Annotated in this window: 11 protein-coding genes; 2 read left to right on the top strand and 9 right to left on the bottom strand. The window is 34.1% G+C overall.

Annotation, left to right across the window (positions count from 1 at the left end; all coding sequences use genetic code 11):
* Positions 1–263: 263 nt before the first annotated feature.
* The 8 genes from AAGD36_RS01030 to AAGD36_RS00995 all read right to left on the bottom strand — a co-directional run bounded on the left by AAGD36_RS01030 (position 264) and on the right by AAGD36_RS00995 (position 8,944).
* Positions 264–2,033, bottom strand: a complete 1,770-nt coding sequence (locus AAGD36_RS01030; RefSeq protein ID WP_341755561.1) for a glycosyltransferase family 2 protein — start codon at positions 2,031–2,033, stop codon at positions 264–266.
* A 377-nt stretch (positions 2,034–2,410) separates the two neighbouring features.
* Positions 2,411–4,252: a hypothetical protein gene (locus AAGD36_RS01025; protein WP_341755560.1), complete on the bottom strand. Its 1,842-nt coding sequence runs from the start codon at positions 4,250–4,252 to the stop codon at positions 2,411–2,413.
* The gene (locus AAGD36_RS01020) at positions 4,249–5,481 is read right to left on the bottom strand and encodes a glycosyltransferase family 4 protein (RefSeq protein WP_341755559.1); all 1,233 of its coding nucleotides are present in this window, start codon (positions 5,479–5,481) and stop codon (positions 4,249–4,251) included. The genes AAGD36_RS01025 and AAGD36_RS01020 overlap by 4 nt, the downstream gene beginning before the upstream one ends.
* 19 nt (positions 5,482–5,500) lie before the next feature.
* Positions 5,501–5,656, bottom strand: a complete 156-nt coding sequence (locus AAGD36_RS01015; RefSeq protein ID WP_341755558.1) for a hypothetical protein — start codon at positions 5,654–5,656, stop codon at positions 5,501–5,503.
* A gap of 50 nt (positions 5,657–5,706) precedes the next feature.
* A complete protein-coding gene (gene wecB / locus AAGD36_RS01010) occupies positions 5,707–6,834 on the bottom strand; it encodes a non-hydrolyzing UDP-N-acetylglucosamine 2-epimerase (protein WP_341755557.1) in 1,128 nt (375 codons plus the stop codon).
* On the bottom strand, positions 6,827–7,837 hold the full coding sequence (locus AAGD36_RS01005; RefSeq protein ID WP_341755556.1) for a polysaccharide biosynthesis protein: 1,011 nt from the start codon (positions 7,835–7,837) through the stop codon (positions 6,827–6,829). Before AAGD36_RS01005 ends, wecB begins: the two co-directional genes overlap by 8 nt.
* A gap of 9 nt (positions 7,838–7,846) precedes the next feature.
* Positions 7,847–8,701: a dTDP-4-dehydrorhamnose reductase family protein gene (locus tag AAGD36_RS01000; protein ID WP_341755555.1), complete on the bottom strand. Its 855-nt coding sequence runs from the start codon at positions 8,699–8,701 to the stop codon at positions 7,847–7,849.
* Positions 8,702–8,773: 72 nt separating this feature from the next.
* Positions 8,774–8,944, bottom strand: coding sequence for a hypothetical protein (locus tag AAGD36_RS00995; protein WP_341755554.1), 171 nt, complete (start codon positions 8,942–8,944; stop codon positions 8,774–8,776).
* Positions 8,945–9,214: 270 nt separating this feature from the next.
* Between AAGD36_RS00995 and AAGD36_RS00990 the strand changes: the two genes are divergently transcribed.
* The gene (locus AAGD36_RS00990; RefSeq protein ID WP_341755553.1) at positions 9,215–9,952 is read left to right on the top strand and encodes an HD domain-containing protein; all 738 of its coding nucleotides are present in this window, start codon (positions 9,215–9,217) and stop codon (positions 9,950–9,952) included.
* On the opposite strand, the gene AAGD36_RS00985 is transcribed toward AAGD36_RS00990, so the two are convergent.
* On the bottom strand, positions 9,846–11,192 hold the full coding sequence (locus AAGD36_RS00985; RefSeq protein ID WP_341755552.1) for an MFS transporter: 1,347 nt from the start codon (positions 11,190–11,192) through the stop codon (positions 9,846–9,848). The two genes, AAGD36_RS00990 and AAGD36_RS00985, sit on opposite strands and share 107 nt — an antisense overlap.
* 338 nt (positions 11,193–11,530) lie before the next feature.
* Between AAGD36_RS00985 and AAGD36_RS00980 the strand changes: the two genes are divergently transcribed.
* Positions 11,531–13,330, top strand: coding sequence for a hypothetical protein (locus AAGD36_RS00980; protein ID WP_341755551.1), 1,800 nt, complete (start codon positions 11,531–11,533; stop codon positions 13,328–13,330).
* The last annotated feature ends 24 nt before the right edge of the window (positions 13,331–13,354 follow it).

The raw sequence follows: 13,354 nt of genomic DNA, 5'->3' as shown, positions 1-13,354 counted from the left end.
TGCAAGCATATGTACAAAAACAAAGCTCGCATGCCTTCATTGAAAGCGGTGTAGTTGCTTTCTTGCCGTATGAAATTGCTGCGATACACACCACTCATGTAGGCTAAATCTTCTAAGACTATTCTAGCATTTTCTCCACTGAAAAGCTGCAAATAAATTGATTTTAATTGCTCTTTTGAGAGTAAAGTAGGAGGAGCTTGGGTTACTGAAGAATTACTTTAATCCTAATTTAATGCTTGACTCTTAAGACAGTATCAAAACCATCATTGGAGTATACCTAGTTTCTTACAAATTTTGTCCCATGTTATTCTAAAGCCATCTACACGCAGCGATCTTACGAACATCAAAATTAATTGTACTATTATATTAGGTTTGTAACTCTTAAATAATACAGTAGGTACGTCATTAAATTTTATTAATTTACTTGATGAAAAGCTAGGTATCTTTGTTGCGGATAATAGTAAAGGTTTAACTTGCTTATCAAATTGACTTAAATATTCATCATTCATAACAAATAAGGAAATATTAATTAACCTTATTGTCATTTTTTTATTATTGAAACAATTACTAATTCCATAATTAACCCTAACACATGATAAGGCTAAATCAATTGCTTCTATATCATGTTTGCTTGCTATAGATATCCACAAACATATATCTTCACCAATCTTTATATTTTCAGGGAATTTGTTTGACATAAAAAGGGAGGTTTTTCCTATCACACTAGACATTGCTATTGGACATTTAGTAATAATGTTTGGAAAGACTTGCTTGCTAAAAGTACCAGAGCTTATATATTTTATCAAATTTCCAGTCCAATCTATCCTATGGTAAGAAGTATGTGAGAATAACAAACTATTATCCTCCATAAACTTCAATTGAACCTCAAGTTTATTGTCATAAAACAAATCATCAGAATCAATGAACGCTATGTACTGCCCAGATGCATGTTTAATACCTAGATTACGTGCCGCTGCTGGTCCTGTATTTTCCTTACGAATATATTTAATTCTACTATCTTTATTGCACTCCTCAATCAACCTAGATACATCATCTTCAGAGCCATCATCTACTAAAATCAACTCAAAACACTTATGAGTTTGGGCAATAACACTTTTTATAGACTCAATTGCCAAATCAACTCTATTATAAATTGGCATAATTACACTAATCTTAATATCGGTTAAGATATCCTTAGCCATTGACTTAGCTAGTTCGGATGCTTGATAACAAGAAGCATTTGCAAGAAAAACACTAGTACGATGCAGGAATAAATAAGGTGATCCTTGCATTATAGTCATTTCTTCTAAAGTTAACCTTCTGAGAAACCTAGACCATAATTCATTACATTCATTCATGTGGCTAGCAATTTTATGGGTTCCTTGATCTAGATGAGTGCGACTTTTAATTAAAATACGATCATCAAAATGAATAGGTGCTATCCGTAAAAACTCAAACCAAAGTGCATAATCTTGGGTAGTTAATAATGTTTCATCAAAAGTACCAATTTCACGGAAATATTTTATTGGTATTAAAAGAGTACATCCATGAATTAATCCTCGCATAAGAGGGAATAATGGGATATTACATTTTTCTACTGATAATATTTTATCTAGTCTCATAAAATACAGTGACTTAGAGTTATGATCTATAACCTCATACCCTCCGTAAATAATCGTATTACGATTGGGAAGAGTATTGAGAATATTAATTTGATGTTCAATTTTATTTGGATTGTAAACATCATCATGACTAAGCCACGAAAAATACTCTCCTTTCATTTCCTTAATTGCCAAATTTAAGGCTGAGCCCACACCACCATTTGTCTTAGAGAAATAACGAATCTTATCACCATAAGATAAAGCTATGCGTTCTGTTTCACCATTATCATTTGAGCCATCATTAACAACTAAAATTTCTAAATTTTTATAAGTCTGAGCAACTGCACTATCTATTGCTTCGCGCATATAATTAGTGCCGTTGTAAACGGGAATAACAAGTGAAACCTTTGGGTAAAAGATGCTATTGCTCATTGAAACACCTCACATGACTTGTCTAAACTGTATTTATTCATCATGGTAATTTACGCGAAATTATAGATCAACTATGTTCGCAATAAAAATTTAAATAAATTTGGTTTAAATTTTTATTGCTTCTGCAGAGTTAGTTAAATCACGTAACTTAGCTTCGTCGACCTACGCTCTCCTCGTAATAGACGTTTTATAGACGTATATGTCTATTAGCGAGCGAACATACGTGAGCGTGGTAATCCATTTTGCTAAAAACATGATTTTAAAAATTAAAATCATGTTTTTAGCTTTAGAAAGGTTTAAAATGCATTCACAAAATCGTTTTAAGAATGCATTTTTCCTTATATTAAAGGCAATTCGGGATAAGAATTAACTAATTCTTATCCCGAATTGGGGTATAATGAGATATCCTTTAATAACCAAAGTCCTAAGCTTTTATCAGAATATAAACCCCCATCTTCTGTACAACCCTCATTCACTAATAAAATTGGTTTTGGAAAATTAAACGGTGGTTGTTGCAAGTTTAAAACACGCCAAAAAGTTTCTTTAAGCTCCTCATTTAACCCTCTATTTACAAATGTTGTTGTTAATAGATAAGTAGCACCTGATTTTTTAAAATTAGCTATTACTTTAAATGCATCTTCAAAATTTAGGTGTACTAGTAAATCTCGTGAAAAAATAAGATCAGCTCTTGGTAAAGTGTTTTTAGTTAGATTCAAAACTTTAAATATTCTTGTAGCATTACCAAATTCTTCTTTATTTTTTTCTATCAAAGCATCTACAATATCAACTCCAATATATTGTTTTACTTCAAGCTCTGTCTTTTGCATCCAATACCAATCACCACATGGAGCATCAAGAAAGGTTTTAATTTTAAATTTTCTAATAATCTTTGGTATCTCGTTTCTAACAATTTCCGTCTGTAATAGATCAGACCCTTCGCCAGAACGTGATACAGAGCCTCCAAAAATATTCTTATCATATACTTCAGAGAATTTATTCTTTAAGTTATTTTTTGATGCACTATCTAATCCTAAAAACTCAAAAAATGTTTTCTGCATATGCTCTAAAGTAAAGTCCATCAAAAAACAAGCAGTAGCATTTTTTGTAACTATTGCATATGAAGTTGTATTTAGGATAGCATGCTCTAGTTTTTGCAAAACAACTAGAGAATCCATAGATGTACACAAAATCCCTGCATTATGCTTGGCTATATATCTAGTAGGTGATGCATAATATGGTGCATGACAAAAAACAGGACGACCAGCGGCAAAATAGGAGACCAATTTTCCAGGAAAACTATTGGTAGCCTCAAGACGATACTCTTCTGAAAACCAGTACGGCATGTACAGAAGATCTGAATCTTCTAAGAAATTAATGGTTTCTTCTTGTGACTGCCATCCTAGATATTCGAAATTGGTTGGCGACTGAGTATATACCTGAAAGTAAGCCCCAAGAATTCTAAGACGAATTCGCCTTCCTGCTATAGACCAATTAACTTGATTCAGAGTATTAATAAGGCATTGCCATGCATCTTGTGCATATAATTGTCCTGCTATAGCAATGATAAATTCATTCCTATTCTCATGTGGTTTTGTTGCAGGGATCTTGGCAAATTTATCAGGTAAACTAGCAATTATAGGTATACTACGCACACCGTATTTATGCGAATAAGTCTTTGACATTGCCCATGAAGCAGATGCACATGACTTACTATGTTTTATGACCTCATCGAACTCTGCTAGAAGTCGTCGTCTAGTATATGCATCAATATTATTCTCACGCAACCACCACTCTAAAGGATCCCATACTTGAGTGAATAATGGTAATGCTAACTTACAAGAAAGAGGTTTTGCTAAACGTATAATAGTTTGTCCTTCCAATACCACCCATAATGCGTCAACTTGCTGTTGTTTTGCAAAATTAACAATTTTTGGTAATATTGAGTATTTTACCCGCATTGCTTGAATTAACTCAAAGACAAATGCTAGTAATCTACCTGCTTTGCCCCATAATCTCCTCGGAGCCATTTCCCGAGGTTTTATCAATTTAAGGTGAGGAATTATCTCTAATTCTTTAGGTATGATTGGTTTAAGGTGGGGATGTACAATTGAGCAAATTGCAATTTGTTCAACCGGTAGAAACCGCACCAAACGGTCTAGCACTAATCCTGCAGTAAAATTATGACAAGGAGGCATATCTGTTAAAAGTAAAATTTTCATTTAGCAACAACCATATTATAAATATCAGCTAACTTTTTAGCTTGGGTTTCATCTCCATAATGCAATTCAGTCATCATTCTACCTTTTTGTCCTCGCCGTTTACATTCATCCGGATTATCAATTAAGTGTTGTAGTGCTAAGTACAAAGCTTCTCCATCACGCATAGGTACTGCCAAACCAACATCTGGAGCAAAAGTAACGTCAGGCAATGAAGTACCTTCAAAAACAATTACAGGTTTACCGCAGGCCATTGCTTCAACTGCCATCATACCAAATGCTTCTGCAACTGATGGCATTAAAAAAATATCTGCAGCTACCAATGCCTCCCGCACTAATTCTTCATCATTAGTCCAACCAAGATTTACCAGCTGGAATCGGTCGGCAAATTGCTGTAATAATGCTCCCCCGTTACTCAAAGTCAACAAGCAAATGGGCTGCTTTGACTTAATACGTTCGAGTGCCTGAATAATATAAGGTACTCCTTTAAACTCATTTTGTTCTACCCGGAAGCATATTACCAAAGTATCTTCAGGAATATCAAATAGCCTTCGTGCATTTGGACAAGCAGCAGCAGAAAAGAAGTTTATATCTAATCCAAATGGCACTAAATGAACTAGTTTATTCTCAAACATTGGTGAATTATTAACCATATCTTGCATCCATTTTGAGGCTACAATAATATCGAAATTAGATATCTTGTAAGCTGCACGCTTATAATTAAATAAAAATCTAGTATTATCTCTAGCAAGTGGCATATGGCTAGTCAGGTCAGGACAATTACCACAACCAGTCATCCAACGTTTACAATCAAACGGATGAATACAATGTCCTGTCATAGCCCAAGGATCATGTAAAGTCCAAACCGTTGGCTTTAGCTTGGTAATCTTTGATAAATCTGATATGGAAAAATATCCTGAACTTATAATATGAAGGTGAATAAGATCAGCTTCTTTAAAGACCGGCATTTTGATCATTTGCGAAACGTTCAAATGCAGTACCGACTGTAAAGAAGTAATTCGTTCTATTTTATTAATTACCCGATTAATTTTTCGAGCTATTGATCCTTCAAAAGTAAGTATTTCTGGATTTTGAGTATCCTTATCCCAAACTAAATGACGAGATTCAATACCATATTTTTTGAGAAGTGGTGTTATAGATAATCCACTAAATCTACGACCTGGTGATTCGTATCCATTCACTTGCAGTATCTTCATTAAACTACTACCCATAAAATCTTAGCTATATTCTCTAAATAATTTTATCATCCTTATTAGTAAAATTACGTTTTCTCCACAGAGTTCTATGAAGTTTGTCAATAATCTTATTGCTCGTAAGTAGTACAAACTCTTTCATTTGAGATTGAGAGAACCTACAGGGAAAATTAGCCTGAGATATTCTAGTCATACAAACCTTTATGTACATTTAACAATTCAATTTAGGAGGGTGGTACTAATTCACTTAAACCACACAACTCTATTAATATAATCCACGTAGCTCAAAACGATACGGAGTATTTTTTGAGATACTAAGCCAGCATTATAATCTGAAACGATTGTTTGTAAATGACTATATTTACTATGTTGTTTGGTTACAATGCGTACAGCATCTAGAACCTTTTCTACTTTAAGACCACTCATTATTAAAACACCTTCATCCATACCCTCAGGTCTTTCGTGAGTATTACGAATGGTAATTGCTGGTAATTTAAGAAGAGAAGCTTCCTCAGTAATTGTACCACTATCAGATAAAATGCAAAAAGCCTCCATTTGCAATTTTATGTAATCTAGAAAACCGAATGGTTTTAAAAAGTGAATTTGTTTATCCAAACCTTTAATACCTAATTTTTCTAACAGCTGACGTGTACGAGGATGTGTTGATACAACCACGGGCATATCATATTCTTTAACCAACATCTGTAAAGTATTAAGTAAGTCCTGTAAATTGGCTGACACATCTACATTCTCTTCACGATGAATACTGACTAAAAAATATTGATGGGCTTGAAGTTTTAGTTTATCTAGCACATTTGATAGATGTACTTTAGGCATAAAATAACCCAACACTTCTTGCATATGCGAACCAGACTTGATAATTCGCTCTGGCGATACACCTTCGGCAATAAGGTAACGACGGGCATGTTCAGTCAGAACTATATTGATATCACTTAAATGGTCAACTACTTTACGATTTAGCTCTTCTGGTACTCTTTGATCAAAACAACGGTTGCCGGCTTCCATATGAAAAACTGGTATCTTTCGTCTTTTGGCTGCGATAACCGAAAGGCAGGAATTCGTATCACCATAAAGCAATAATGCATTTGGTTGTTCTTTTTCTAAAACCTCATCAGTTTTTTCAATAATGCGTGCAATGGTTTGTGTTGCATTACCACTAACAGCAGCTTCTAAAAAATAATTTGGCTTACGAATGTTAAGATCATCAAAGAAAATCTGATTCAGTTCATAATCAAAATTTTGCCCTGTATGAACCAAAATATGGTTCGTATACTCATCAAACTCAGAAATTACTCTAGACATTTTAATAAGTTCTGGGCGAGTACCAATAATGGTCATTACTTTAAGCATTAAGTTGCTCTTTAATGAAGTCAAGTGTTAATAAAAGCTTTTTAACTTGTTCTATATTTAATCTTTCTGTATTGGCTGATGTATAGTCACTTAGAGTAGCAACGTTTAGATCTCCTTCTACAAAAAACTTTGAATAATTGAGATCACGATTATCGGCAGGAATCCTGTAATAATTTCCTAAATCTTCAGCTTTGACCATCTCCTCACAAGAAATCAAAGATTCATAGATCTTTTCTCCATGACGTACACCAATTAAACGAATTTCATTATTAGCATTAAATAATTCTTTTATAGCATGAGCTAATACTTCAATTGTTGAAGCCGGAGCTTTTTGGACAAAAATATCACCTTGTTGCCCATGTTCAAAGGCATATAACACTAAGTTTACAGAATCTTCAAGTGACATTAAGAAACGTGTCATATTTGGATCGGTAATAGTTAGCGGTTTCCCCTCTTTAATTTGATTAACAAAAAGAGGTATTACTGAACCCCGGGAAGCCATTACATTACCATAACGAGTACAACACAGAACGGTATCTCCTTTAGAACTCATTCGAGCTTTAGCTATTAACAGTTTTTCCATCATTGCTTTTGATAAACCCATGGCATTGATAGGATATACCGCCTTATCAGTACTGAGTACCACAACCCGCTCAACACCATTGGCAATAGCTGCATTCATCATATTTTCAGCTCCCAGTACATTAGTCCGTACTGCTTCCATCGGATAAAATTCACATGATGGAACTTGCTTCAAGGCTGCAGCATGGAACACATAATTAACATTTTTCATAGCATAGTAAATACTATCATAATTTCTTACGTCCCCAATATAAAACTTAAGCTTTGGGTTATTGAAAGCAATCCTCATATCTTCTTGTTTTTTTTCATCCCGACTGAATATGCGAATTTCTTTAATATCACTTTCTAGTAATCGTTTCATCACTGTGTTACCAAATGACCCCGTACCTCCAGTAATCATTAAAATTTTATTAACAAACATTCTTACCTTTTATTGAAATTTATACATACGTTGAATTAACTCTGACCACTCAGGCGGTGCATATCCCGTTGCCTTATTAAAAAGCTCGGCATTAAGTGAGCGATCAATGACCAGTTCATTAGATGGAATTATTTCGATTGTTTTTTTATAAGTACTAGCCACAAGTTTTAACAAATCATATTTATTGATCGGTTTTGCTGCGACATGATAAAGTCCACACATATCGGGTCGCGGTATAACGATGTCACGAACTATTCTTGCTAATTCAATAGTTGGAAGTCCAGAGAACACGGCTTGAACAAATCCTCTAACTTGTTTTTTTTGTGCAAGAAACCAGCCTATGAGACTCTTACCTCCTGATAACTCATGCCCGATAATTGAAGTACGAAGTGTTATAGTGTTAGGATAACTTACTTCCCCTAAAAACTTTGAGCGACCATAGAGATCATTAGCATCTGCAAAATCACTCTCTGTATAGTTACCCTTAGACCCGGAAAATACACAATCTGTACTAACATGTATAAAACGAGAGCCTATAGCTTGACATATTATACTAAGTCTATGAGGAAGCAAAGCATTAATTGATAGTGCTTGTAGGTAATCATTTGCATCCTCTAGTTGTTTAATTAGCCCAATACAATTTACTACCACATCAGGTCGAATTGTTGCAAATAATTTAATAAGAGAATCATGATTTTCTATATTTACTGGGGCAATGAGTTGTTTAGATGACTCTTCAGAAAAATAACGGCAAGCACCATTATTCCTAGCTGTCCCGTAAACATTAAGGTTATGATCTTCAGCCATAAACCTAAACATGGCATTGCCAAGCATACCTGTTATACCAAGGATTAATATTTTCATAGATTATTCTTCAAGCTTTTATTCAGTTTTTGCTAGGATTCATGAGGTTACGTTATTATATCACTAAACTCACTATAATATGGCATCAACTCTCTTGTTTGATACATCCCCATAATCTATATTTCTTATTATACCAGCTTTTTTTAAAGCACTAATAGTTGTTGCACCAATATCATAAAAATTCCAAGTCCCTATTTTTTGGAGATTCTTGATTAAATCTCGTTGCAGAAGTTCTTCGCTCATAATTAAATCACACAATTATTCAATAACAATTCAAAAATAATATTATTACTTTTTTAGTTATATTCAAAATAAAACTCATCGACAATAGATACTTAAGATATTTTTTACTAACCTTATGAAATTGTGCAATAACGCGAATTCGGGTAAACTGTGATTTATACAACAAGATTAGAAAATATGCATCTTTTTAAAAATAAAAAGCAGTAAATGCTTTAAATAGTCAAAATTTTAGTTTATTATAACTTTATAATTAAAATATCATGGTTTCTTATGGAAGATGTTAATAACTATTGGGATAATTCAAAATACCAGTATTGTGCATATGCTGAGAGGTTGCTTAAGGAGTTAATTTTGCTAAATGAAAAAGTAAAGCAACCAATAAACATGTATGAAGTCAAAAAAGGCATCTACTATGCTAAAAAATATCATGGCAGTCAAATGAGGCAGTCCGGCGAGCCGTATTATTCACATCCGATTGAAGTGGCGTATATGCTTGCCCAGTACACAGCCTTAGAAATTCCACGATTGTTTAGAACCGACATGATTGTGACTGCGTTACTACACGACACCATTGAGGATACACAACTGACCGAAAAGATGATTGCTTACATCTTTGGCAGTCAAGTGGCTAGTCAAGTAGAAGACCTGACCAGGGTCAAGCCTCATGGCAAGATTAGCTCGGCAGAAACACTAGATTTATTAATTCAGCAAAAAAAACATGATGTAGCACTGATTAAACTTTTTGATCGGATTCACAATTTAGAAACTCTAGGAGCTAAATCGCTGGAAAAAGCTAAAAAGATAGTAGAAGAAACTGTAATACATTTTTTAACTTTATCTATGCATTTAAAAATACCAACAGTAACAAAAAGAATTATTGCATTATGTTGTCAACATTTATCTATACCTCTACATAAGGATTTTGTGGATAATTCCCAGCCTCTTTCTCCAACTTTTCAAAATGAAATAGTCCGAATGCAAAACCTATGCAAACTGGAAGCAATATAATAATTATCCCCCAATGATGCCAATATTCAGTTAAGTAAACAACTGAAAAAGAGGTAACTACATACATCAAGGCACGAGATATGGCAAAGGTAAGACTAGCACAGCTAAACCGTTTAAAGACAGGAAAATGTTTATAATAGATTGACCATCCTAAGTCAGGACCGGTAGGTACAAATAACGTAACGAATAATTGCATTAAAAATACATCAAACGAGCTATTAACATTATTTAATAAATAAGGGCAAGCTAAAACAAATCCACCAAATATTAATAACAAGGTTTTTACAATTTTTAATGGGTATATTCTATAACTTAAATATGCTAATATTAAACTGGTTAAGAAACCAAATATTGAAACAATAAAATTTTGATGAATGACCTGTTCAGCAGTGTAGCCACAAGAAGTTTTTAACATATTTCCACAATAAATATAAGTAAAATAAAAATATATAGGACACATACATTCCATTAAGAACAACGCTAAAATTGTTGTTTTATTAGCTCTTTCCTGCCATATTGGATTATTTTCTAGTTTCTTGAGATCTATGCTACCAACATTTGAAGGTTGCTCAAAAGTTTTTTTTAGTTGACGTTTGGCATCAGCAAATTCTGGTGTTTCTCTAAGACTCCTTCGAGCTACTGTGCCAACCAGTGCTACGCCTGCTCCCATCCAAAAGGCTATACGCCAATTAAATCCATAGGAGGTCACTAACGATGCTATGCCTAAAGCAGCGACTGCTCCTAAAGTAGCAAAAACCGAAACTAACGAAACAGCTGGATATTGGGCTGGTGGATTTATAGATTCAGTTAAATAAAGTGCTGCTCCTACTGTCTCTCCCATAGAGGACATTCCTTGGAGTATACGGCATATGGTGAGCAACCAAGAGGCTGTAATACCTATTTGGGCATAAGTAGGGAGATTAGCCATCATAATACATGATAAAGCCATGATAAAAGTCGTGATGATAACGGTAGTCTTACGCCCTATATTATCACCTAACCATCCAAATATTACTGCACCAACAGGTCTAAAAACAAGGCTAGAACAGAAAGCTGTAGCTGCATAAAGAGCGGTAGTATGAGGATCAGATTTTGGAAAAAACAACTCATTAAGAAATACCGCCATATGGACATAAAGCATCAGATCAAAATATTCTAAAAAAGTCCCAATCGATAATAACCCAACAGCTGATTTTTGCTCTTTAGTTAGGCTTTTTTGTTCCTGCTGATATCCTATCATTGTATTCACCTTAATATATTTATTAATACTAATAGATATTATGATTTGGTTGAACGATAGCAAGAAAAAATAATATAGAAAATTGAAATAATAAATCTTGGTTGTAACAATATCACAATTCTATAAACAAATTAGAAGGGGGAAAAGAGAGAGTGGTAAAAATATAGGCTTAAGATCAAAGAATGTTAAATATCAGAACTAATATAGTTATGTGAGTAGAATATTGGATATTGTTTATATTATGAAAAATAATTAATTTTCATTAAAAATAAGTTGACTAATATTTTAGAATTGATTCTAATTAAATTATGGTAATATAAATAAACTTATTAATACAAATGAAAAATAACATGGCTGATGATTCTGATGACGGGAATATGGGCAAAGAAGAGGTGGTAGGTTCAGCTCAACTTGAGAATATTATTAATAATATCAAATCCCAAATGCATTCCACTAACCCAGCTGAACTAGAGAGGCTCAGTCGTGATATAGATAGTTTTTTAACTGGTAACATCCCGGAAAAGATACTAGAGAGCTTGAAAACAATACAAGCTATTGTGAACGAAAGGAAAGAACGTGCTGAACAGTATATGCTTTACGGTCAAGAGGAAAAAATTAGAGAGGCAGCAGAGGAGGCTAAGCTACAAGAATCCATAGCACTTTTAGAAAAGGCAGAAAACGAAAAACGAGAAGAGGAATTAAAACAACATATTGCTGAATATACATCTAAAACATTTCAAAAAAGGTTTGATGAACTATCAAAGGAAGAGAATGATCTTGTAAAAAAAGCAGCAAATGATCCAAATTCTTTAACTGCTCAAGAAAAAGCCAACTTAATGGGGCAATATGCAAGTGAACAAGAAAAAGAAGCAGCTGAAAAGAAACAACAAGAATTAAGCCAGTGTTGGAAAAAGCATTACGCTATTAAAGATGAAGCTAATAAATCTATCAAGTATAGGCAAGGTCAAATTAAAGTTAACGAAGCAGTAATTAACCATCCTAGTACTCCTGAACATGTAAGAAGTCAAGCACATCAAGATAATGTAGTACATAATCAAAAGATTGTAGAACTTAAAGAAGATTTAAAAGTTCTTACACCAAAAGAACAAGAAAGAGAAGAATGTAGAAAAGATATTCTTGCATTAGTCAATAGTAGCCAACCTGAGTTAGCTATAAGAAGGTTAAAAAAGCATCATGAACGTCATGCAAAAGAATATGATCAAGCAAGACAGGAAGATCCAAAACATCAAGGATATCATGAATTGCATTCAATGATTATGGCATTAGGTGGTCATGAAAAATTAGGCTTACCTAAACCGAACTATCCAGTACAGGAACAACTAGTTGTAACTCCTCAAAATATAAAAGATTCTTCGGTGGAGAATAGGTCTGAACCTATCGAGCATCCTGTTGAACAAGTAGCTGCAACTCCTCAAAATACAAAAGATTCTTCGGTGGAGAGTAAGCCTGAATCTATCGAGCATCCCGTTGAGCAATTAGTTGTGACTCCTCAAAATATAAAAGATTCTTCGGTGGAGAGTAAGCCTGAACCTATCGAGCATCCTGTTGAGCAACTAGTTGCAACTCCTCAAAATACAAAAGATTCTTCGATGGAGAATAAGCCTGAACCTATCGAGCATCCCATTAAGCAACTAGTTGCAACTCCTCAAAATACAAAAGATTCTTCGATGGAGAATAAGCCTGAACCTATCGAGCATCCCATTAAGCAACTAGTTGCAACTCCTCAAAATATAAAAGATTCTTCGGTGGAGAGTAAGCCTGAACCTATCGAACATCCTGTTGAACAACTAGCTGCAACTCCTCAAAACATAAAAGATTCTTCGGTGGAGAATAAGCTTGAACCTATCGAGCATCCCGTTGAACAGTTAGTTGCAATTCCTCAAAATACAAAAGATTCTTTGATGGAGAATAAGCCTGAACCTATCGAGCATCCTGTTGCTAGAAATCCTAAAGAATATGCCCAAGCTATCCAAGAAAGTTTAAAACAAAGCCAAGCATCAAAAGTTAGCTCAGTGGTAAATGAAGATCATGCACAAGCCAAAGGGGAAACCCAAAGTGCTAGTGCTAAGTTTGCACAACGACGAAAAGCCATGATGGCAGGACATGGCAGTAGATAATCACATAAATTAAATCTAGGAGGT

It is taken from the genome of Candidatus Tisiphia endosymbiont of Ptychoptera albimana (assembly GCF_964026605.1).
GTDB lineage: Bacteria > Pseudomonadota > Alphaproteobacteria > Rickettsiales > Rickettsiaceae > Tisiphia.
The sequence above is the reverse complement of the archived record's forward strand: the minus strand, read 5'-3'. Positions and strand labels throughout refer to the sequence as shown.